General features: G+C 37.8%; 22 protein-coding genes. All 22 read right to left on the bottom strand.

Annotation, left to right across the window (positions count from 1 at the left end):
• Positions 1 to 6: 6 nt before the first annotated feature.
• The 22 genes from pqqD to leuB all read right to left on the bottom strand — a co-directional run bounded on the left by pqqD (position 7) and on the right by leuB (position 23054).
• On the bottom strand, positions 7 to 285 hold the full coding sequence (pqqD, locus tag BN1208_RS03585; protein WP_046487946.1) for a pyrroloquinoline quinone biosynthesis peptide chaperone PqqD: 279 nt from the start codon (positions 283 to 285) through the stop codon (positions 7 to 9).
• Positions 286 to 287: 2 nt separating this feature from the next.
• A complete protein-coding gene (gene pqqC, locus BN1208_RS03580) occupies positions 288 to 1022 on the bottom strand; it encodes a pyrroloquinoline-quinone synthase PqqC (RefSeq protein WP_046487945.1) in 735 nt (244 codons plus the stop codon).
• 15 nt (positions 1023 to 1037) lie between these two features.
• A complete protein-coding gene (gene pqqB, locus BN1208_RS03575; RefSeq protein ID WP_046487944.1) occupies positions 1038 to 1955 on the bottom strand; it encodes a pyrroloquinoline quinone biosynthesis protein PqqB in 918 nt (305 codons plus the stop codon).
• Positions 1956 to 2065: 110 nt separating this feature from the next.
• Positions 2066 to 3085 carry a 3-deoxy-7-phosphoheptulonate synthase gene (gene aroF, locus BN1208_RS03570; protein ID WP_046487942.1) on the bottom strand — a complete coding sequence of 340 codons (1020 nt, stop codon included), beginning with the start codon at positions 3083 to 3085 and terminating at the stop codon, positions 2066 to 2068.
• 12 nt (positions 3086 to 3097) lie between these two features.
• Positions 3098 to 4192, bottom strand: coding sequence for a histidinol-phosphate transaminase (hisC, locus tag BN1208_RS03565; RefSeq protein WP_046487941.1), 1095 nt, complete (start codon positions 4190 to 4192; stop codon positions 3098 to 3100).
• Positions 4193 to 4239: 47 nt separating this feature from the next.
• Positions 4240 to 5310 (bottom strand): prephenate dehydratase, encoded by a 1071-nt coding sequence (pheA, locus tag BN1208_RS03560; RefSeq protein WP_046487939.1) that lies wholly within the window; start codon positions 5308 to 5310, stop codon positions 4240 to 4242.
• A 3-nt stretch (positions 5311 to 5313) separates the two neighbouring features.
• Positions 5314 to 6390, bottom strand: a complete 1077-nt coding sequence (serC, locus tag BN1208_RS03555) for a 3-phosphoserine/phosphohydroxythreonine transaminase (protein ID WP_046487937.1) — start codon at positions 6388 to 6390, stop codon at positions 5314 to 5316.
• Between the two features lie 13 nt (positions 6391 to 6403).
• Entirely contained in the window at positions 6404 to 8953 is a 2550-nt protein-coding gene (gene gyrA / locus BN1208_RS03550) for a DNA gyrase subunit A (RefSeq protein ID WP_046487935.1), read from the bottom strand.
• Between the two features lie 86 nt (positions 8954 to 9039).
• The gene (locus BN1208_RS03545) at positions 9040 to 10212 is read right to left on the bottom strand and encodes an O-succinylhomoserine sulfhydrylase (protein WP_046487933.1); all 1173 of its coding nucleotides are present in this window, start codon (positions 10210 to 10212) and stop codon (positions 9040 to 9042) included.
• Positions 10213 to 10389: 177 nt separating this feature from the next.
• The gene (purF, locus tag BN1208_RS03540) at positions 10390 to 11916 is read right to left on the bottom strand and encodes an amidophosphoribosyltransferase (protein ID WP_046487931.1); all 1527 of its coding nucleotides are present in this window, start codon (positions 11914 to 11916) and stop codon (positions 10390 to 10392) included.
• A 15-nt stretch (positions 11917 to 11931) separates the two neighbouring features.
• Positions 11932 to 12429 (bottom strand): CvpA family protein, encoded by a 498-nt coding sequence (locus tag BN1208_RS03535; RefSeq protein WP_046487929.1) that lies wholly within the window; start codon positions 12427 to 12429, stop codon positions 11932 to 11934.
• Positions 12429 to 12947 (bottom strand): SPOR domain-containing protein, encoded by a 519-nt coding sequence (locus BN1208_RS03530; protein WP_046487927.1) that lies wholly within the window; start codon positions 12945 to 12947, stop codon positions 12429 to 12431. Before BN1208_RS03530 ends, BN1208_RS03535 begins: the two co-directional genes overlap by 1 nt.
• Positions 12948 to 12950: 3 nt before the next feature.
• Complete coding sequence (gene folC, locus BN1208_RS03525; protein ID WP_046487926.1) at positions 12951 to 14201, bottom strand: bifunctional tetrahydrofolate synthase/dihydrofolate synthase; 1251 nt, start codon at positions 14199 to 14201, stop codon at positions 12951 to 12953.
• 34 nt (positions 14202 to 14235) lie between these two features.
• Positions 14236 to 15093, bottom strand: a complete 858-nt coding sequence (accD, locus tag BN1208_RS03520) for an acetyl-CoA carboxylase, carboxyltransferase subunit beta (RefSeq protein WP_046487923.1) — start codon at positions 15091 to 15093, stop codon at positions 14236 to 14238.
• A 16-nt stretch (positions 15094 to 15109) separates the two neighbouring features.
• Positions 15110 to 15904, bottom strand: a complete 795-nt coding sequence (gene trpA / locus BN1208_RS03515; RefSeq protein ID WP_046487922.1) for a tryptophan synthase subunit alpha — start codon at positions 15902 to 15904, stop codon at positions 15110 to 15112.
• Between the two features lie 7 nt (positions 15905 to 15911).
• Positions 15912 to 17114: a tryptophan synthase subunit beta gene (gene trpB / locus BN1208_RS03510; RefSeq protein WP_046487920.1), complete on the bottom strand. Its 1203-nt coding sequence runs from the start codon at positions 17112 to 17114 to the stop codon at positions 15912 to 15914.
• Positions 17101 to 17562, bottom strand: a complete 462-nt coding sequence (locus tag BN1208_RS03505; protein WP_320408757.1) for a phosphoribosylanthranilate isomerase — start codon at positions 17560 to 17562, stop codon at positions 17101 to 17103. Before BN1208_RS03505 ends, trpB begins: the two co-directional genes overlap by 14 nt.
• 201 nt (positions 17563 to 17763) lie before the next feature.
• The gene (truA, locus tag BN1208_RS03500; protein WP_046487918.1) at positions 17764 to 18570 is read right to left on the bottom strand and encodes a tRNA pseudouridine(38-40) synthase TruA; all 807 of its coding nucleotides are present in this window, start codon (positions 18568 to 18570) and stop codon (positions 17764 to 17766) included.
• Positions 18571 to 18576: 6 nt separating this feature from the next.
• Positions 18577 to 18930 (bottom strand): hypothetical protein, encoded by a 354-nt coding sequence (locus tag BN1208_RS07290; protein WP_140005241.1) that lies wholly within the window; start codon positions 18928 to 18930, stop codon positions 18577 to 18579.
• 292 nt (positions 18931 to 19222) lie between these two features.
• Positions 19223 to 20851: a FimV/HubP family polar landmark protein gene (locus BN1208_RS03490; RefSeq protein WP_046487915.1), complete on the bottom strand. Its 1629-nt coding sequence runs from the start codon at positions 20849 to 20851 to the stop codon at positions 19223 to 19225.
• A gap of 9 nt (positions 20852 to 20860) precedes the next feature.
• A complete protein-coding gene (gene asd / locus BN1208_RS03485) occupies positions 20861 to 21976 on the bottom strand; it encodes an aspartate-semialdehyde dehydrogenase (RefSeq protein WP_046487913.1) in 1116 nt (371 codons plus the stop codon).
• 19 nt (positions 21977 to 21995) lie between these two features.
• Positions 21996 to 23054 (bottom strand): 3-isopropylmalate dehydrogenase, encoded by a 1059-nt coding sequence (gene leuB, locus BN1208_RS03480; RefSeq protein ID WP_046487911.1) that lies wholly within the window; start codon positions 23052 to 23054, stop codon positions 21996 to 21998.

Below are 23054 nucleotides of genomic sequence, written 5' to 3'. Positions count from 1 at the left end.
TTCCTCTTAATTAGCTTTCTCAATCCACGCCTTATCTAAAGCGAATTGAATCATAGATAAAATATCTTTTTCGATACCTTCGACATCTTTAAATTTTTCTTTTAGAGCACTGACAATTTGATCGACTGAGTTTTTTCCATCAACCAAACTTAAAACTTCACCCGCACTTCCATTGAGTTTGACCATGCCCTCGGGAAATAAAATGACGTGTGACTGCTGCGCTTCTTCCCACTGGAATCTGTGATGTGCTGCAATCTTTAAAATATCTTGGTGTTCAATCGTCATGATTAGAATACAGGCTGTCTTAGATAATCGCGATCTTCAACTTTAATATTTGAAGATGCAAGCATAATGGAATCTGCAATCACCCATAGCACATTGAGTTTGAATTGAAGAATGTCTAATGCACGCTCTTGCATTGCACGAGATTGACTAAAATAATCAACTGTTACAGACAAGCCCTGCTCTACATCGCGCCTTGCTTCCGTTAAGCGTTTTTTGAAATATGAGAGTCCAGATTCATTAATCCAAGGATAGACTTCAGGCCATGAGCTGATACGTTGTTGGTGAATATGTGGTGCAAATAACTCAGTGAGTGATGAGCATACTGACTCTTGCCATGGTCTTTGTTTTGCAAAATTAATATAAGCATCGACTGCGAAACGAACACCAGGACTTACATGCTTTAAAGAAGTGACATCTTCTCTCGTTAACCCAACTGCTTCACCTAATTTAATCCAAGCTTCTATTCCACCCACTGCATCATCCACACCATCATGATCAGTGATACGCACTATCCATTGCTTTCTAACTTCAACATCGGGACAGTTAGAAAGAATGGCTGCATCTTTTTGTGGAATACCAATTTGATAATAAAAGCGATTTAGTACCCAACTCTGGAGTTGTTCTTTCGTGAGCTTTCCTTCGTACATCATCACATGGAAAGGATGGTAGATATGATAACCCCGACCCTTCTCACGAAGCTTTTCTTCAAACTCTGCTCTTGTCCAAATTTTATCCATGTCTAACGAATCCTTTTATAAAACAATATCCATACCATCGTATGCAACTTCGATGCCATGCTCAGTTAAGATTGCACGCTCTTTTGAATCTTCTCGTAAAATTGGGTTTGTATTATTGATGTGTATAAGCACTTTTTTAGCTTGTGGGTATCGATCCAATACTTCAATCATACCGCCCTCACCCGATTGAGGGTTATGGCCAATATCTCGCGCTTTCTTTGTCATTAAACCCATATCAATCATTTCTGTATTCGTCCAGAAAGTACCGTCCACCATAATACAGTCTGCTTTTTTAAATAAAGGTGGCAAATGAGGTTCGATTTCACCTAAGCCTGGTGCATAAAATAATCGCTTCTGTGTTTTTTTGTCTTCGATCAACATACCAATCGTGTCACCTGGGTGTGGATTATTTCGATGCGGTGAATATGGGGGTGCAGCACTCTTTAAAACAACAGCAGTGAATGTAAGATTTTCTATTTGAGGTATTTCAAAGGAAGTTTTACCATCAGTCGAAATCTCATGATGATTAATTCCACAGTAGTGATCTAAAATTTTTAAGAGTGGATTACCTGTAGTGAGATCTTGATACACCATATCAGTAGAATACAGTTCACGTTTTTGCGTACCCTCACGAAGCATCAACAAACCTGTTGTGTGATCAATTTGTGCATCAATAAGAATAATGGCTGAAATGCCACTATCACGAATAGCTCGACCGGGCTGTAAAGGTGGAAAGTTTTGAATTTGTTGCAACACATCAGGTGACGTATTAAAGAGCACCCAATGAACGCCGTCAGAACTTACACAGATAGAAGACTGTGTGCGTTTTGTTGCCTTAATAGTACCTTTTCGAAGACCGTCGCAGTTTTGACAATTACAGTTCCACTGAGGAAATCCTCCACCCGCACCTGCGCCTAATACGTGTATAAGCATAGAACCTTGTCAATGAGACTAATATTTAATAATGAAATGATACTGAGGTAAAAGCACCTAATCTCATAGTGGAAATTAGCTAAATAGAACTCATGAAATCCATGAGTTCGTTAAAGAATTTCGCGGCCAATCACTTTAGCAATACCTCTTAATTCACCCATGAGTGAAATAAGCTCTTGCGGATTAATGGCTTGATCTGCATCACACCATGCTTCGCATGGATTAGGATGCATTTCAACTAGAAGACCATCAGCACCTGCAGCTATCGCCGCTCTGGATAACGCTGCCACCATCCATGCTTTACCACCTGCATGAGAAGGATCAACAATAACGGGAAGATGTGTTTCTTTCTTCAACACTGGGATAGCTGTAACATCCAATACATTTCTGTAATAAGTTTCAAAAGTTCGAATACCACGCTCACAGAAAATAATATTATGATTACCGCCTGCTGCAATATATTCTGCAGCCATTAACCATTCTGAAATCGTTGCTGACATCCCACGTTTTAAAATCACTGGCACGTTGACTTTACCTACTTCTTTTAGAAGCTCAAAATTTTGCATGCTGCGGGTACCAATTTGAATCACATCCACTTTATATTTCATAAATGTATCAAGCTGTCTTGCATCCATAAGCTCGGTCACAATAGGTAAACCTTCTTTGTCTGCAGCTTTTCTAAACATTTCTAAACCTTCAACGCCTGTCCCTTGGAATGTGTAAGGACTTGTGCGAGGTTTAAATGCACCACCGCGCATCAATCTAACACCAGCTGCTTTTACAGCTTTTGCAGATTTTTCCATCTGATCAGGTGTTTCTACGGAACACGGGCCTGAAATAATTTGAATTTGCTTGCCGCCAATGAGATTGCCTTGAATATCGATGACGGTGTCTTCTTTATGCCATTCGCGCGCAACAATTTTATAAGGCTTAACAATATGGAGCGCTTGCTCAACACCAGGAAGAGACTCTAAAAGTTCTGGGTCAAGACTTCGCTCATCTCCAATCGCGCCGATGACGGTTCTTTCGGTGCCACGGGAAACACTAGCTTCCAGTCCCTTTTCTTCTATACGTTTAATTACCGATTCAATTTGCTCTTCGGTTGCAACGTTGCTCATTACAATAATCATGCTAGATCCTATTTAAATAATCGCTTCTAGTGCTTGAATAAATCTTTCGTTTTCCTCTTTAAGGCCAATACTCACGCGCAAATAATCTGGCATTTCATAATTAGCCACTGGACGCACTATGATACCCGCCTTTAATAAAGCTTCGTAGACTTGGGGAGCCTTATCTACTTTAAAACTAATAAAGTTACCAAAAGTAGGAATAAAACTTAACTTAAGCCTTTGGAAAGCTGATTCTAGTTGTTTTTTTCCATTATTATTCAGTATTTTACTCTCACTGACAAATGCCTCATCCATTAATGCAGCCACTGCAGCATCTTGCGCAAGACTATTCACATTAAAAGGCTGTCTCACACGATTCATAAATTGAATAATCTCTGGATCCGATACCCCAAAACCCACTCTTAATCCAGCTAAACCATAAGCTTTTGAGAAACTCCTGGAAATAATTAAATTTGAAAATTGAGAAAGCCAGGAAAAACTCTCTGACTTATTCTCTATCTCCAAATATTCATCGTAAGCCTCGTCCAAGACCACAATAATATGAGATGGTACTTTTGTTAAAAAAGTTTTAAGTTCCTCTTTAGAGATGAGAGTGCCTGTAGGATTATTGGGATTAGCAATGAAGATCATCTTCGTTTTTGGAGAGATTGCAGCAAACATTTTTGCAAGATCATGTGCAAAATCCTTAGCAGGCACTTTAACGCCAATAGCTCCCATTGCTTGGGTTACAAGACTATAAACAGCAAAAGCATGTTGAGAAAAAATAACTTCATCTCCTACTTTTAAAAATGTACGCGAAGCTAATTCAAGAATATCGTTTGACCCATTCCCAAAAATTAAACTCTCCGGATGTAAATTAAACTTAAGGCTTACAGCATTTTTAAGCCGAAAAGCATTGCCATCGGGGTAACGATAAATTTGATCAATTGATTTTAAAATTACCTCGCGAGCTTTGGGGCTCATGCCTAAAGGATTTTCATTGGAAGCTAACTTTACAATGGATGACTCTTCTAAGTGATGCTCGCGCGCCACCTCAGAGATTGGTTTACCCCCTTGATAAGGTGCAATATCACAAATATATGTTGGAATTAAAGATTGAATCGACATAGTGAAATATTAAAAAAACTTAAATGGGAAACCAGACCTTAAATCCATTAAGTCAAATTAGACTGTGGATAGGATCCTAAAACTTTTAAGAATGAAGCTTTGGATTCAATTTCTTTGAGTGAGTCTGCTACTTTTGAATCAGTCATATGCCCATCAATATCAATAAAGAATACATATTCCCAAAGACCTGTTTTTGAAGGACGAGATTCAAGTTTTGTCATACTTACTTTATTTTTCGCAAAAGGCTCAATCATGGAAGCAATCGCTCCCGGTTGATTTTTTGCAGCCACAATAATTGAGGTTTTATCTAATCCGGAAGGTTTAACTTCGTGATTGGATATTACCAAAAAACGAGTGGAATTCTTGGGATCATCTTCTATATTTTCAGCGAGTAGAGGGACATTAAATAATGCTGCAGCTCTATTACTTGCAACAGCAGCGGCACCCTTTTCTTTTGATGCAATTTTAACAGCTTCAGCATTACTAGAAACAGATTGCAATTCAATGCCTGGAGCATGCTTAAGCAACCACTGATGACACTGAGATAATGATTGTGTGTGGGAATAGATTTTTTGAATGCTCGATATATCTTTTTCATTACTAATTAAATTATGATGCACAGATAAAATAATCTCAGCACATATCATTGCGTTAGATGTCAGAAGTAGATCAAGCGTCCGATTAATAGCGCCTTCAGTCGAATTCTCAACTGGAACAACGCCATAATGTGCTTTATGAGATTCCACAAGATGAAACACTTCATCAATGCTTGATGTTTGAATGGGTTCAATGGACTCACCAAACTGCTTCATAGAAGCTTCTTCGCTAAATGTGCCAAGCGGCCCTAAGAATGCAACAGTGATTTGTTTTTCTAAGGCTCTGCAATTAGACATAATGCTCTTATAGATGCTTTCAATACTTTCGTTAGAAAGTGGTCCTTGATTTTGCTCAACCAAACGACGTAAGACTTGAGCCTCACGTTCTGGACGATAAATCACCCCGTCTGTTTTTAGATTTCCGATGTTAGATGCTAATGCTGCTCTTTTAGAAATGAGATCTAAAAGTTCATTATCGATTTCATCAATTGCATCTCTTAATTTTTTTAATTCATCTGCCATATATTAGTGTGACTTTTCAAAATCTTTCATATAATCAACTAGAGCTTGAATACCTTCAATCGGCATAGCATTGTAAATTGAGGCTCTAATACCACCTACAAGTCGATGACCTTTTAGACCGATCATACCTAAATTTTCAGCGCCTGTTACAAAAGAAGTATGTAAATCTTCATTTTGAATTCTAAAAGGCACGTTCATACGCGAACGATTTTTGATATCAATAGGATTTGAGTAGAAGTCTGTTGAATTGATATAGTTATATAACAATTCAGCTTTTTTAATGTTTTGTTTTTCAATTGCACTAAGACCACCGAGTTCAATTAACCATTCAAACACTAGGCCTGCCATATAGATACTATAGGTCGTCGGTGTATTAATCATAGATTGATTCTCGGCTTGCGTCTTCCAGTTAAAAACGGAAGGTGTTAATGGCGAAGCCACTTCTAATAAATCATCCCTAACAATCACAATGGTGAGACCTGCAGGGCCAATATTTTTTTGCGCACCAGCATAAATAACACCAAACTGGCTAATATCAACTGGTCTTGAAAGAATATGAGACGACATGTCGGCAACCACTGGAATCGTCTTAATAGATGGCATATCAAAATATTCAACACCATGTATGGTTTCATTGGAGCAAAAGTGAACGTATGAAGCTGAAGGGTCTATCTTCCAATCATTTAGATCGGGAGCTTTCGCGAACCCAATCGATTCAGAAGAGGCCGCAATAGACATATCACCAAAAGGAAGAGCGTCTTGATAAGTGCGTTTAGACCAATAACCACTCACAACATAATTAGCTTTTTTTCCATTGAGAAGGTTCAAAGGCACCATTGAATTTTGCGCAATCGCCCCACCTTGAAGAAAAAGTACCTTGTAATTTTTAGGTACATTAAAAAGAGATCTAAAATCACTTTCTACCTTCTCAAAGATCGACATGTAATGCTTGCCACGGTGTGACATTTCCATCACAGATAATCCAGAGTCATGCCAATCAATCATCTCACCTTGTGCACGAAGCATTACTGACTTAGGTAATACGGCAGGACCTGCTGAAAAGTTATAAGTACATTTCATTATGAATTAAAAGCTATTCCTCTAGATCAACGTCAGCTTCTACAATCTTCTCGAGGCCTGATAATTTTTCGTTCTCACCTAAATTAATTAATGTGACACCCTGTGTCGCACGACCTAATTCACGAATTTCACTTACACGTGTTCGGATGAGTACCCCACCTGTCGTAATTAACATAATTTCATCTTCGTCGTTAACAAGTTTTGCAGCAACAACAAGGCCATTACGTTCACTCACTTGAATCGCTTTAACCCCTTGTGTGGCCCGACCAGAATGTCTAAAGTCAGATAAAACAGTGCGTTTTCCATAGCCATTTTCAGTTGCAACGAGCATAGATTGTTGATCATCGCTTGCGATAAGAAGGGATAGTACTTGTTGGTCTTCTTGTAATTTCATACCACGAACACCTCGGGTATTTCGACCCATACTCCGCACATCTTCTTCGTCAAACCAAACAGCTTTACCGCCATTTGAGACTAAAACAATATCGTTGGATCCGTCAGTAATTTCAGCGCCAATTAAAAAGTCATTATCATCGAGATTAATTGCGATGATGCCTGACTTACGTGGATTTGAAAAATCTGTAAGCGGCGTTTTTTTAACTGTACCTAATGCAGTGGCCATAAAAATATAATGCTTATCATCAAATTCTTTAATAGGAAGAATCGCATTAATTTTTTCACCCTCTTGGAGCGGGAATAAATTAACAATAGGTTTACCACGACTTGTGCGACTGCCCTGTGGGACTTCGTAAACTTTTAACCAATACACCTGTCCACGACTTGAAAAACATAGAATATTATCGTGTGTATTTGCTACAAACATTTTATCGATAAAATCATCATCTTTTGTCGTTGCTGCTTGCTTGCCTCTGCCACCTCTTTTTTGGGCACGATACTCATCTAATACTTGTGATTTAATATAGCCTGTATGAGAAAGTGTGACTACAACATCCTCAGGTGTAATTAAATCTTCAGTGGATAAATCTAAAGCATTCTCTACAATTTCACTTCGACGTTTATCACCATATTGATCTTTAATCGCTTTCAATTCATCGACGATAATTGCAGTGACTCTTGCAGGTGTTTCTAAAATATCAAGGAAATCTGTAATAACATTCATAATCTCTTTATATTCATTAACAATTTTTTCTTGTTCTAACCCTGTTAAGCGTTGTAATCTTAATTGCAGAATTTCTTGTGCTTGAACATCTGATAACTTATAGCCTGAATCAGTCAATCCAAATTCTTTAGACAATCCTTCAGGTCTAGAAAACTCCATTGCAGCACCATTCAACATAGCCTCTACAACAGAAGATTTCCATGTGCGCGCTATCAATTCTTTCTTAGCATCTGGCGGTGTTGGAGCAGCCTTGATGATTTTAATCATTTCATCGACGTTAGCTAATGCGACTGCTAAACCTTCTAACATGTGGCCACGTTCGCGTGCTTTTCTTAATTCAAATACAGTTTTTCTTGTGGTAACTTCACGACGGTGCCTTAAAAAGGCATCTAAAATTTGTTTTAAGTTAAGAAGTTTTGGCTGGCCATCAATAAGCGCTACCATGTTCATACCAAAACTATCTTGAAGCTGTGTTTGCTTATAAAGATTATTTAAAATAACATCAGGATTCTCTCCGCGCTTTAATTCAATCACAACACGCATACCTGATTTGTCTGACTCATCCCTTAAATCTGAAATGCCTTCAATCTTTTTATCGTTTACAAGTTCAGCAATCTTCTCGATGAATGTTTTTTTGTTAACTTGATACGGAAGTTCATCAACGATTAATGCTTCACGGTTACCTTTATCGAGCTTTTCAACGTGCGTTCTTCCCCGCATAACAACACGACCACGACCTGTTCTGTAGCCTTCTTTAACGCCTGAAGTGCCATAAATGATACCGGCTGTAGGGAAATCTGGTGCTGGTATTAATTTAATCAATGCATCAATCGATGACTCAGGTTTTTCTAGCAGTAATAAACACGCATCTACAACTTCATTTAAATTGTGAGGTGGAATATTGGTCGCCATGCCCACAGCAATCCCAGAGCTTCCGTTGATAAGAAGATTTGGAATACGCGCCGGCATAATAAGAGGTTCTTGTTCAGAGCCGTCATAATTAGGACCGAAATTTACTGTATCTTTATCAATATCTTCTAAAAGCTCATGTGCAATTTTAGACATACGGATTTCCGTATATCTCATAGCAGCAGCATTATCGCCATCCACTGAGCCAAAATTTCCCTGACCATCGACTAACATATATCGCAAGCTAAAATCCTGCGCCATACGAACAATCGTATCGTACACAGCTGTATCACCATGTGGATGGTATTTACCAATCACATCACCAACAATACGCGCTGATTTTTTGTAAGGTTTATTAAAGTCGTTATTAAGCTCATGCATCGCAAAAAGTACACGACGGTGAACAGGCTTTAATCCGTCTCTGACATCTGGAAGTGCACGTCCAACAATGACGCTCATGGCGTAGTCAAGATAAGAGCGCTTCATCTCATCTTCAAGGCTGATTGGGATGGTCTCTTTAGCAAATTGATTCATAGGATTTAGATCGATAATTTAAGTAGAAAACTACCCAAATTTTAGCATGCAGCAGGGCTGTATTTATGCCCTGCTAAAGGTATTTTTTAGGGCGAAAGACTAGACAAATCAGCTTTTAGGTCCTCTATATCCTCAAGGCCTACAGCGATTCTAACAAGATTGTCCTTGATGCCAGCTTTTTGACGCTCTTCAGGGCTAACTCTTGAATGTGTCGTTGTTGTCGGATGTGTAATTGTAGATTTAACATCCCCTAAATTAGCAGTAATCGAGATCAATCGAGTTGAATCAATTAAGCGCCATGCCTCTTTTTGCCCACCTTTTACCTCAAAAGACACAATAGCTCCGCCCGTTTTTTGCTGTGTTAAAGCAAGTTTATGCTGCGGATGAGAGGCTAATCCGGGATAGTAAACACGATCGATCTGGGGCTGCGACTCAAGCCAAGAAGCTAAATGAAGTGCATTCTTAGAATGAGCGTCCATGCGAACAGATAACGTTTCTAAACCCTTTAAAAAAACCCAGGCATTAAATGCGCTCATTGTAGGTCCTGCTGACCTTAGGAATTGATAAATCGGCTCTATCGTTTTTTTATCTGCTAATACTGCGCCTCCTAAACAACGCCCTTGTCCATCAAGATACTTAGTAGCAGAATGAATAATAATGTCGGCGCCCAATAACAAAGGTCTTTGAAGCGCAGGCGAACAAAAACAATTATCCACAATCAATTTAATATCTTTTTGATGTGCAATTTTTGAAAGAGCTTTGATGTCGGTCACTTCAGTCAATGGATTAGACGGGGTCTCTACAAAAAAAAGTTTTGTGTTTTTTTGAATAGCATCTTCCCACTCATTAAGATTGGTGAGCGATACAAAAGTAATTTCTAAACCCCAGCGCTTTAAAATATTACTAAAGAGTTGTACGGTAGTACCAAAAATACTTCGAGAGGCCACGATATGTTCCCCAGTGGAACATAGGCCCATAATGATTGCCAAAATAGCTGACATGCCACTTGAAGTCGCTACACATGCTTCACTACCTTCCATAGCTGCGAGGCGATCTTGAAACATTGTGACTGTAGGATTCGTAAAGCGAGAATAGATATTGCCAGGCTCAGTACCGGCAAATCTAGCAGCAGCTTGGGCAGATGAATCAAACACATAGCTTGAAGTTAAAAAGATAGCTTCAGAATTCTCACCAAACTCAGATCGTAATGAGCCAGCTCGAATCGCTTGTGTATCATATTTCCATGTATCGTTATTCATAATCTGTTACCTTTTTTTGGGCACAAAAAAACCCGTTTCACAAAAAACTAAAACGGGACAGACCTCGCTTTAGCTGTATTTTTAACGCGCCCGCAAGCTGAGAAATAACTTTATCACTCAAATCAGCGCAGTTCAAATTATGCACGATAAAAAAAATACGTCAAGAAATGCTTATCATTAAACTGCTTCTTCATCTTTAATTAAATTTAAATCCATTTGTATGCTGCCATTTGATGGCTTATCAGACATATTAGAATCAGCACGAAGTGTTTCGATGTTTTTTAAATAATATTCATCAATATCGCCTGTAATATATTTGCCATCAAAACAAGAGGCATCAAATTTTTTAAGTTTTGGATTAATCGATGCAATGTTCTCAATAAGCGCGTCAAGGTCTTGATAAATTAATTCATCTGCACCAATTTCTTCTCGAATTTCCTCGTCTGTTTTATTGGGTGCTAGTAATTCGTTGCGTGATGGCATATCAATACCATAAACATTAGGAAATCTTACAGGTGGCGCTGCTGAGACTAAATAAACTTTTTTAGCGCCCGCCTCTCTAGCCATCTGAACAATCTCTTTTGATGTTGTGCCTCGAACAATCGAATCATCTACCAAAAGCACATTCTTATCTTGGAATTCTATTTTGATAGGATTAAGTTTTTGTCGTACTGATTTTTCTCTTAATGCTTGACCAGGCATGATAAACGTACGACCGATATAGCGATTTTTAATAAAACCTTCACGATAATCTAGACCTAATTCGAGTGCGAGCTGTAAAGCACTTGGCCTACTCGTATCAGGAATAGGGATTACAACATCGATATCTAAATGAGCCCATGCTTTTTTAATTTTTTGCGCTAATGTCTTACCCATATTAAGTCGTGTTTGATAGACTGAAATACCATCGATTACAGAGTCAGGTCTTGCAAGATAGACGTACTCGAATATACACGGATGATGATTAGGTTCAGCGCATTGTTTAGAATAAAAATTACCATTCATATCAATGAAGACTGCTTCACCCGGCTCTACATCCCTTACTAATTTAAATCCTAATACATCAATTGCAACACTTTCAGATGCCACCATGTATTCAACACCTTGTGGGGTTTCATGTTTACCGATTACAAGTGGGCGAATACCGTGGGGGTCTCTAAATGCAAGAAGTCCAAAATTAGCAATCATTGAAACTACAGCATATGCTCCTTTGCATCGCTTATGAACCGAAGTGACAGCATCGAAAACAACGTCGCTATTAAGTAAAGTGCTCTTTGCTGATTGCTCAATTTCATGAGCCAACACATTAAGTAAGACTTCTGAATCTGATGTGGTATTGATATGGCGAAGGTCTTGTCTAAAAATATCTTCTTTAAGCTTTTCGGCGTTCGTTAAATTACCGTTATGACCTAAGACAATTCCAAAGGGTGAATTTACATAAAATGGTTGGGCTTCTGCAGCTGAGGAGGAACCTGCTGTAGGATAACGGACATGTGCAATACCTGCATTACCGATAAGATTTCGCATGTGGCGTGTATGAAATACATCTTTCACAAGACCATTATTTTTATGCATGAAAAAAGTATTGCCGTCACAGGTGACAATACCAGCAGCATCTTGACCCCGATGCTGGAGGACTAATAAGCCATCATAGAGTAGCTGATTAACAGGATTTTTACCGACTATTCCAAGGATTCCACACATTTCAGCGCCTTAAAATTATGTTCGTTGAGAATATTTTACATGCTTAAGGATATCAAGTGGCAAATAAACATCCACCATAGCTGTAAAAGATTCGAAATAAGGTTTAATCAGGGCATCCTGCCAAGCAGAATTCTTTTCAAATGAGGTTGACTGAATAACAAAATGACAGACAAGCCCTATAAAGAGAGCGCGAAGAAGTCCAAACATACCACCAAATAAAATATTAGGGAGTGTTAGTCCGGTGTATTTAATAAATTTGTTCAAGATAGCAATCACACCCATAGAAGAAACAAGAACAGATATAAAGATAAGAAAATAAGCAATTAAGTCACGAACTGATTCAGTATCAACCCAATGCAAATTTGAAGCTAGTGCGGGAGAAAAAGATTGCGCTAAGTAGAAAGCAAAAAACCAAGCAATGATAGAAAGGAGTTCGCGAACAAAACCACGATAACAACCTAGAAGAGAAGAGATGATGATGGTAATGAAGAAACCATAATCAACAAAAGTCATTAACTAGTCTTCTTGATAATGCCAGAGATCCCTGCATTCTTCATTTTAAGTAATGTTTCTTTTGCTAAAGCTTCAGTCTTAAATTCATCGGTAATCAACCTAATCTTATCAGCACCATTAACTTTGATCGTTTCACTTTTAGTTTGGATGTTAAGTTGATTTAATTTTTGCTGAAGGGCTTTAATTTTTTCGTTATCTGAAAAAATACCAAATTGAATATAGATACCGCTACTAGAGAGCGTTACTGGTTCTTTTTTAATTTGAGAGCCTGATGATTCTGGAATCTCTTGTTTAATCTCTGGCAGTTTAATACTTTCAACATTTACGTCGACAATTTCAGGACTGCTTTCCATTGAAATTTTAATAGGCTCGGTAGGCCCTTCTTCATTACGATTTTTTAAAACAAAAGGAGCTGAAATAAGAAGAATAAATAAAATAATACTTGCACCAAGGAGTCTTTTTTTAGCCTGACTAATCAGTTTGTCTTCTTGCGGTTGTATTGAATTGTCTTCGCTCATAGCTTAGGAAATAATTTTCATAATATCTGCAACGGTAAAGAAAGAACCGAATACAATTATTCTATCATTTCTCGTGACTTCCTTGGACGCAAATTGATAAGCTTCCTGTATATTCTTAAATGCCTCTATATGAGCAGATGGATTAATTTTTTGGATAGCATTAGAAATAGTTTCAATACTTGCTGCTCTCTCGTTTTGAATTTCTGCAATAAACCACGCATCAATGCAGAGGTTTAATACCTTAATCACACCAGAAATATCTTTGTCTTTAAGTATCGAAAATACTGCTATTGTTTTACCGGGCACAACATGTGTTTCGAGGTTGTGGCTTAAAGATCTTGCAGCCTGGGGGTTGTGAGCTACATCCAAAATCAAAGAAGGCATTTTTTTGACTTCCTGAAATCTGCCTGGTAATAAAGTCAATGCAATACCCTTTTGAATTGAAATTTCAGTTAAAGGCAATTTATCTTCCATAGCTTTAACTGCCATAAGCGCATTTGTTGCATTGGCTAACTGAAAATCACCTTGTAATTTAGGCAAGGGTAAGTTTATTACAAATGATGAATCAATTAAAAAATCAAACGAATCATGATGGGCTTCATAACCAAAATCTTTGCCTATAATTTTTAAATCAGCATGAATAAATTCAGCATGCTTTATTAAAGTTTGCGGCGGATCGAAGTCGCCACAAATGGCAATCTTTTCAGTACGATAAATACCAGCTTTCTCGAATCCAATAGCTTCTCTTGTGTGCCCTAAATAATCCATATGATCAAGATCAACAGTTGTAACAATGGCACAATCAGCATCAAAAACATTTACAGCATCTAATCTGCCTCCTAAACCTACTTCTAGAATAGCTACGTCTACATGGGCCTCTGAAAAAATAATCATAGCGGCAATTGTCCCGTATTCGAAGTAAGTAAGTGTTACACCTTCTCTCGCCGATTCAATTCTTGAAAATGCCTCACAAATAAGCTCATCTGAAACAGCAACCGCTTGAATTTTAATGCGCTCATTAAAATGTAAAAAATGTGGTGAGGTATAGCAAGCGACTTTATAACCAGCTTCTTTATATATCGATTCTAGAATACTGCAAGTAGAGCCTTTGCCATTCGTGCCACCAACAGTAAGAATAGGGAAAGAAACGTCTAAATTTAACCGCTCGATAACAATTTTGATACGCTCTAGTGTGAGGTCAATCGTGGATGGATGAATTGATTCGATATACCCTATCCAATCGTTAAGATTCATAGGGTGGTTATGCAAAGACTTAGAGGGAGTTAAATTAATTTTTAGATAATTTAGATATTAAATTAGTAATCTTCTTCTTCATGTCGCGGCGATCTGCAATCATATCAATAGCGCCATGTGTTAGAAGAAATTCAGAGCGCTGAAATCCTTCAGGTAGCTTTTCTCTCACAGTTTGTTCAATTACACGAGGACCAGCAAAACCAATCAATGCTTTAGGTTCAGCAATAATTACATCACCGAGCATTGCAAAACTAGCAGATACACCACCCATAGTTGGGTCAGTAAGAACTGAAAAATAGGGTAATTTAGCTTCACTTAACTTAGTTAAAGCAGCACTTGTTTTTGCCATTTGCATAAGTGATAGCAATCCTTCTTGCATCCTGGCGCCGCCACTTGCAGAGACACATATGAATGTTGCTTTAGCTTTAATCGCAGCTTGAACACCACGCACAAATTTTTCCCCCACTACTGAGCCCATAGACCCACCCATAAATTTAAATTCAAAAGCGGCTACTACAACGGACTTACCCTCCATTAAACCTTGCATCACAACTATAGCGTCTTTTTCATTCAAGTCTTTTTGTGATGACTTAATGCGATCAGCATAACTTTGCGTATCATTAAACTTCAAAGAATCTAAAGGCTGAATTAACGCACCGATTTCTTTCCTTTTGTCTTTATCTAACAAAGTATCTATGCGTGTACGTGCTGAAATTCGATTATGGAAGGAACATTTTGGACAAACTTCCATATTTTGCTCAAGGTCTGTTCGATAAAGCACAGCCTGGCAAGAGGGGCATTTGCACCACAAACCTTCGGGAATATTTTTTTTAGATACGCTTCCAACAATACGTTTTATTTTTGGAGGTAGAACATCTTTTAGCCAGCTCATAGATTTATCTGAATCATTAGTTAACTGCTTCTCTTAATTCTTGCATTAACTTCGAAATATTTTGAATTAAATTTTCTTGATTTGAATTCTCAATTTCCTGAACCATACGACTACCAACAACAACCGCATCAGAAATTTTAGCAACCTCTTTCGCTGTTGCTGCATCTCTCACTCCAAAGCCAACACCAATAGGAAGATCTGTTAATTCCCGAATCATACCCACTTTGGATTTTACTTGCTCAATATCAATATTGGCAGCTCCTGTAACGCCCTTCAATGAAACATAATATAAAAAACCAGAGGCTTGCTCGATAATTAATTTTACTCTGTTCAATTCGGAGGTTGGAGATAGTAAAAAAATACTATCAATATTTTTTTCTTTAAGAAGTTTTGTAAATTGCATGCACTCTTCGGGCGGATAATCTACAGTAATAATGCCATCCACATCTGCAGTTTTAGCTCTTTCCACAAAAGCCTCTGCACCAACCGCTTCAATAGGATTAGCATAGCCCATTAAAATAATAGGTGTTTGAGTATCCTTTTCTCTAAAAGCTTTAACCATTTTAAATACATGAGATAAACCTACATGATGCGCTAGAGCTCTTTCGCTTGCTCTTTGAATTGTTGGACCATCTGCCATTGGGTCTGAAAAAGGAATACCTAATTCAATCATGTCAGCACCCGAATCTACCAGGGCATGCATCATAGATAGAGTTAGATCAGGGTGAGGGTCGCCCGCTGTAATATAAGGGATTAAAGCTTTTTTATTTTTTTCTTTAAGCTTTTTAAATGTATTTGTAATTCTCGACATATAAGCTTTATAGATTGATATTTGAAATTTTAGCCACAGTGTTAATGTCCTTGTCACCTCGGCCAGATAAATTCACAAGAATCACTTGATCGGGCTTCATCGTTTTAGCAAGCTTTTCTGCATAAGCCAGAGCGTGGCTAGTTTCAAGCGCTGGAATAATACCCTCTGTAAGGCATAGGCTATGAAACGCATCTAAGGCTTCGGTATCTGTCACAGCAACATATTCGGCGCGCTTAATATCTTTTAACCAAGCATGCTCAGGGCCAACACCGGGATAATCGAGACCTGCTGAAATTGAATGTGTTTCAATAATTTGCCCTTCTTCATTTTGCATTAAATAGGTTCTGTTGCCATGCAAAACACCAATAGGGCTATTGGCTGTTAAAGGTGCTGCGTGCTTGCCTGTTTCGATGCCAAGCCCTGCAGCTTCGACACCGATCAATCGAACTTCGCGCAAATCAATGTAGGGATAAAAAATACCCATCGCATTTGAACCACCACCCACACATGCAACTACTGCATCTGGTTGTCGGCCAAGCATCTCATTCATTTGCATTTTACATTCCACACCTACAACAGAATTAAAATCACGGACCATCATAGGATAAGGGTGAGGCCCTGCTACTGTGCCAATGATATAAAAAGTTGTTGAGATGTTAGTGACCCAATCTCGCATCGCTTCATTAAGCGCATCTTTTAAAGTTTTTGATCCACTTTCTACCGGCACAACCGTAGCACCAAGAAGCTTCATGCGGTATACATTAGGCGCTTGCCTCTTAACATCTTCTGATCCCATATAAACCACACACTCAAGACCTAAGCGAGCTGAGATAGTAGCTGTTGCAACTCCATGCTGCCCTGCCCCAGTCTCAGCAATAATCCGTGGCTTACCCATTCGCTTCGCAAGTAAAGCCTGGCCTACAGTGTTGTTGACTTTATGAGCACCTGTATGATTTAAATCTTCACGCTTTAAATAAATTTGAGCGCCGCCCACTCGATCAGACCACCTTTTAGCATGGTAAATGGGGCTCGGACGACCAACAAAATGCTTTAAATCATGATGAAGTTCAGTAAGAAAATCAGGGTCGTGGCGATACTTTTCATATGTCGCTCTTAATTCATCAAGCGCCTCAATTAAAGTTTCTGCGACAAATACACCGCCAAATTGACCAAAATGGCCTTTTTCATCTGGCATATCATAAGGCTGCATCTTGAGTTTCCTTTATAAATGCTTGAATTTTAAGAGAATTTTTAATACCTTTTGATTCTTCAACCCCACCACTGACATCAACTGCATAAGGTTTTACTTTCTTTATAGCTTCTTTTACATTATCCACAGTAAGACCGCCCGCTAATACAATTGGTTTAGAGAGCGATTGGGGAATTAAATTCCAATCAAATGTTTGCCCTGTGCCACCTTTAAGATGCTCATGATAAGCATCAAGCAATAAAGCCTCTGCATCGTGAAAATCTTTGGCATATTGTATCAAATCTACTGAAGACGAAACTGCAACTGCCTTGATATAGGGAAAATTGAATTGTCTACAAAAATCAGGTGTTTCATCGCCGTGAAACTGTAAAACATTCACTAATCCAGATTGAATTGCTTCTTCTATTTCAGCAGGGTCAGCATTTACAAAAAGGCCAGTTTTAGTCACAAATGGAGGTAACTCCTTAACAATGACTTTGAAGCATCTAAAGCAATGTAGCGCGGGCTTTCTTTATAAAAAACGAAGCCAAGCGCATCACATCCTGCACGGACAGAAGCTTTTGCATCCTCCAGGCGAGTAATACCACAAATTTTAGTACGTGTTCTCAATGTAAAATCAATTCAAAATGAAAGATATTCATTATAAGGATTAACGATCTTGGCATAAATGATTATTGTCAAAAATATTGACAGTTCGGCGCATAAAAGGAAAAGCGTAGCGCGCGTCATAATCCACACCAGACAAATAAAGACCATCCGGTGAAAATGTAGGTGGTGATTTTGTTCTGTCTTTTGATAACAACAATTCTTCAATATAGTTGCTTGGGTAATTTCCTTTGCCAATATACAAAATAGCTCCCATCATGTTTCTAATTTGGTGGTGAAGAAAGCCATTCGCTGAAAACTTAAAGAGATAAAAGGGATGGTAGTTTGTAAGAGATATTCGAGACATTGTTCTCACTGGACTTTTAGCTTGGCACTCAGAGGATCGAAACGCACTAAAATCATGCTCACCTTCAAAATACTGAATAGCTTCTTTCATCCTTTTGAAATCAAGCTCATCATGAATCCATCCTACCTTATTAGCCCATAAAGCAGAAGAGAAAGAAGCGTTATAAATTAAATACTCATAATGACGTTGTGAGGCTGAATATCTCGCATGAAAAGAATCATCCACTTCTTGTGCCCATAACACTCGAATAGATAATGGTAAGAAGGCATTAACGCCCCTTACCCAAGCGGTGATAGGTCTTTGAATTTTAGTTTCGAAATGAACCATTTGAACGAGTGCATGAACACCAGCATCTGTTCGGCCTGAAGCGTAAGTATCCAATTTTTCTAGCGCAATACTTTCAAGTGCTTTTTCAATTTCGCCTTGGATAGAGTCCACATCATTTTGTTTCTGCCAACCAGAGTAATTAGATCCATTATATTCAATACACAATGCGATTTTCATGGCAGCTTATAAGCAGAAAATTAAAAAAAAAGTAATTGAAACAATTAAAGCAATTAAAAGTACAGATGAGCTGTTAACTCTCTCTTCGTTAATTTGAATGTAAGAAAGATTCATAAGATTCTTATTATTTGAATATAAGAGCATTGAAGACAAATCATTAAGATTAAAGCGAAGTTTACGTGTTGATTGGAAAGTCTTCACATATTCCATCGTTAAATAAAGGCGAACAGCAAAACGTTTTGCATCAATTCCAAATCGTTTTAATGGCTTAAAGATTAAATAAAAAGTTTCAATTAAAGTTTGATAGCTCATCAATGAAATCATAATCGTAATGATGGCAACTGAATTAATAAGCCGCATAATTTGAGTTGAGCCTAAAAAAAGTCCTTCGTAGGATGGTGATAGGTAGGGCCAAAGGAATATATACTCACCTGGCGTATTAAAAACATAGAGAAAGAAGGTGATGATAAGAAAAAATTTTAACCTAAAAATAAGTTTAGGTATTGAAAATTTTATAAAAAAAGAAATAGCTACAATAAAGAAAAATAAAAGAAGATTAAAATAAAAATTATATTTATTGATTAGCAATAAAGCACATAAAATACCTACCAATTTAACTAATGGATGCACGATAGTTTAATCGTTCAATAGCCTAGTCAAAATGAGTCGGCTTCTGATCCTTATCCGATAAATTGATTGTAGTATCTGACAAATTAATATCTTTTATAGTATCCTCTTCTATGGTCGGAGAAGCTTCGGAACTATGAACTTCTGAATAAAGCTTTTCTTTGTCAGTACTTATTGACTCAATAAGTTCTTTTTGTTCTTTCTGCCTTTTGGTTTTGATGACAAAAAGCATAATTAAGATAGCAAAAAGAACGCCTAAGAAGATAAATAGTCCAATAGACGATGACACACTAGAGGCCTCCTTGTCAGATGCCAACTGAGCATTAGCTTTTTCCTCAATAGGGCTATCGGAAATAGAAGATTTAAAAGATGTATCTGCAGGAGAGGTTGTATCATTTTTATTAACATCAACTTCATTTCCTTGGCCGATGAGAGAAGTAAGCTCAGGCTTAGATTCAACTACAGGCACTTTAGAAGTTAAATCTTTAGTTTGATTGACTTGCTTTGCTTTTTCTTGAAGGTCAAATAAAGCCTGATTAGATACAGTTAATATTTTTTTTGCATCAGCAAGCTCTTTTTCTAGAAGTGCAATTTTTTGTTCAGCAACTTTAATATTTTTTTCTAAGGCTGTCTTATCATCATTATTCTGATTAATTTCTTTTTGAATAATTTCTCTGCTATTTTTATTATTAGGTAATGTATCACCGGTCAATTTAATTCGTGGAGCTGGTGAAACTGGAGGATTCTGAACAACGGTTGCAGGAGTTAGAGGCACGTCAGACGTCGGTGAGCTCACTTTAGGGCTATTTGCAACAGCTTCAGCAGTTTTCGTACTATATTTATTCCACTGTGTAGACTGAATTTTAATTTCAGCCATCGCTTTTGCATGAGTTAAATCCATAAAATCATCTTGTGTTGGCAGAGCGATCTTCTGTCCGACTTCCAAACCGTTAATGTTCTTATTTGTGAAAGCAAGCTCATTAAGATTAAAAATACCAACTACCATTTGTTCCGTAGTAATACCAGGTATCTTATTTTCTCTGGCAATTTTATAGATAGTATCTGCAGGTTTAACAGTAATTGATTTTGAGGATAGATCAGCAGGCTTATTTTTCTCTAGCATTTTAAGATTATTTTTAATTTCTTTTTCGAAAGTAGTCTTATCTTTATCTGTACTTTCCTTTACTTCTTTTTTCTCATTAATGGGCAAAGGTTCTGTTTTATCGACAGCAACAATTTTTTCTTGTTGAATAATCGGGGTTTCTGGTGGATCAAGAAGTACCGTATATTCACGGTAATTTCTTCCTTTAGCTGAGTCGACTTGAATGAGCAAATCTAAAAAAGGATCCGGAACAGGCTGAGAACTTTTCAGTTTTAAGACGGTAAGCCCTTTTTCATTTTTTTGCAGTTCAACAGAAATATTATTATGAATAGCAAGGCGTTCTATACCTTGCGACTCGTAATTCTCTTTTGACGCCAGCGACGTCTTAAGTTTTGATAAATCTTCGCCTGGTGTTAACATCATTTCAATCTCAGCATTAAGAGGCTGTCCTTGAGATGATGTCACAACGATTTTACCCAGCTGAAGTGCATTAGCAATAAGCGGGCCTAAAAGGATACACAATAAAAATACTTTTTTAATTTTTTGGCTCATAAATTTCTTTTAAATAGATTTGATAAGTATTCTTAAAATACGTCTAAGCGGCTCTGCAGCCCCCCATAACAATTGATCACCCACTGTGAAAGCTGAAATGTATTCAGGCCCCATATTGAGCTTTCTAATTCTACCAATAGTAATAGAAAGCTTGCCTGTGACTGCGGCAGGACTTAACTCTTTCATTGAAGCTTCTCTCTCATTCGGAATTAACTTAACCCATTGATTAGCGCTGCTTATGGTTTGATTAATTTCTTCTAAGGAAATATTCTTTTTTAATTTAATCGTTAAGGCTTGGCTATGACAACGCATTGCTCCAATACGTACACATAATCCTTCAATGACGATTGGATTATTTTCTCTTCCAAGAATTTTGTTAGTTTCAGCGGAGCCTTTCCATTCTTCTTTGCTTTGACCGTTATTTAAATCCTTATCAATCCAAGGAATTAAACTTCCAGCTAAAGGGACGCCAAAGTTATCAATTGGAAAATCTTGAGATTTAAGTGTAGACGAAACATTTCGATCGATATCTAAGATGGATGCCTTAGGTTCATCGATTAAATCTTTTGCATGATTGTAAACATTTCCCATTTGAGAAATCAGCTCTCTCATATTCTGAGCCCCAGCCCCGCTTGCTGCCTGATAGGTCATTGAAGAAATCCACTCAATAAGATCTTTCTTGAACAAGCCATCAAGCGCTAAAAGCATAAGTGATACAGTACAGTTTCCGCCAATCCAATTTTTGTTACCTTTTTTATACGCCTCTTGAATGAGATCGCTATTCAGTGGATCTAGAATGATTACTGCATCTTTTTCCATTCTTAATGAAGAGGCTGCATCAATCCAATGACCCTGCCATCCTGAATCTCTCAATTTGGGGTAAATATCAGATGTGTAATCTCCCCCCTGGCATGAAAGAATAATATTCATTGCAGCAAGCTCTTTAATATCATGCGCATCTTTTAATGTGCTTTGACTTCCAGAAAAAGATGGCGCTGCGTCTCCTGTTTGAGAAGTAGAAAAGAAAGTTGAGTCAAATTCTTTAAAATCATGTTCCTCTTGCATTCTTTGCATGAGAACTGAACCCACCATACCTCTCCAACCGACAAAACCAACTCGATTCATTAGATTTCCCGTTCTTTAATTAGTTAAGCGAAGCAATCACTGCTTCACCCATTTCACTACAGCTTACTTTTTTATCCCCGACAGAATAAATGTCTACTGTTCGGAAACCTTGGCTTAATGCTTTTTTAACAGCCGATTCTATTTTATTCGCATTTTTTTCATCATTAAATGTATATCTAAACATCATGGCTAAAGATAAAATTGTAGCAAGCGGATTTGCAATATTTTTTCCTGCAATATCAGGCGCTGACCCATGACTAGGCTCATACATGCCTTTATTATTACTATCGAGAGATGCGGATGGAAGCATGCCGATAGAGCCAGTTAACATTGAGGCTTCATCAGATAAAATATCTCCAAAAATATTTCCTGTAACCAATACATCGAATTGCTTTGGATTTTTTATCAATTGCATCGCAGCATTATCGACATACATATGAGTCAATTCAACCTCGGGATATTCTTTTGAAATGTCCATCATAACTTGACGCCACAACTCGGTTGTTTCTAAAACATTGGCCTTATCTACAGAACATAATTTTTTTGATCGCTTCATTGCGATCTGAAATGCGACATGAGCAATGCGTTTAATTTCAGATTCTGAATATCGCATTGTATTGATACCTTCACGCTCACCATTTTCATTCTCATGAATACCTCGAGGCTGGCCAAAATAAATATCACCCGTAAGTTCTCTCACAATCATAATATCGAGATTAGATACGATTTCAGGTTTAAGCGAAGAGGCTCCAGCCAGTTCGGGATATAAAGTTGCAGGTCTTAAATTAGCAAATAGATTAAGTTCTTTTCTAATACGAAGCAATCCACGCTCAGGCCTCTTTTCTCTTGGAAGCGCGTCATATTTCCAATCGCCTACAGCACCAAGAAGAACTGCATCAGATTTAATGGCTAGATCAAGTGTTGAATCTGGGAGCGGATCGCCAAATTTTTCGTAACCAGCACCGCCAATTTGAGCCTCTATTAATTCTGCACCTACATTAAGCGCTCTTAAAACATCAACCGCTTGTTTTATAATTTCAGGGCCGATTCCATCGCCAGGTAATATTGCAATTTTCAT

This window comes from Candidatus Methylopumilus planktonicus, from assembly GCF_000981505.1.
GTDB lineage: Bacteria > Pseudomonadota > Gammaproteobacteria > Burkholderiales > Methylophilaceae > Methylopumilus > Methylopumilus planktonicus.
This window is presented reverse-complemented; position numbering and strand designations above follow the sequence as displayed.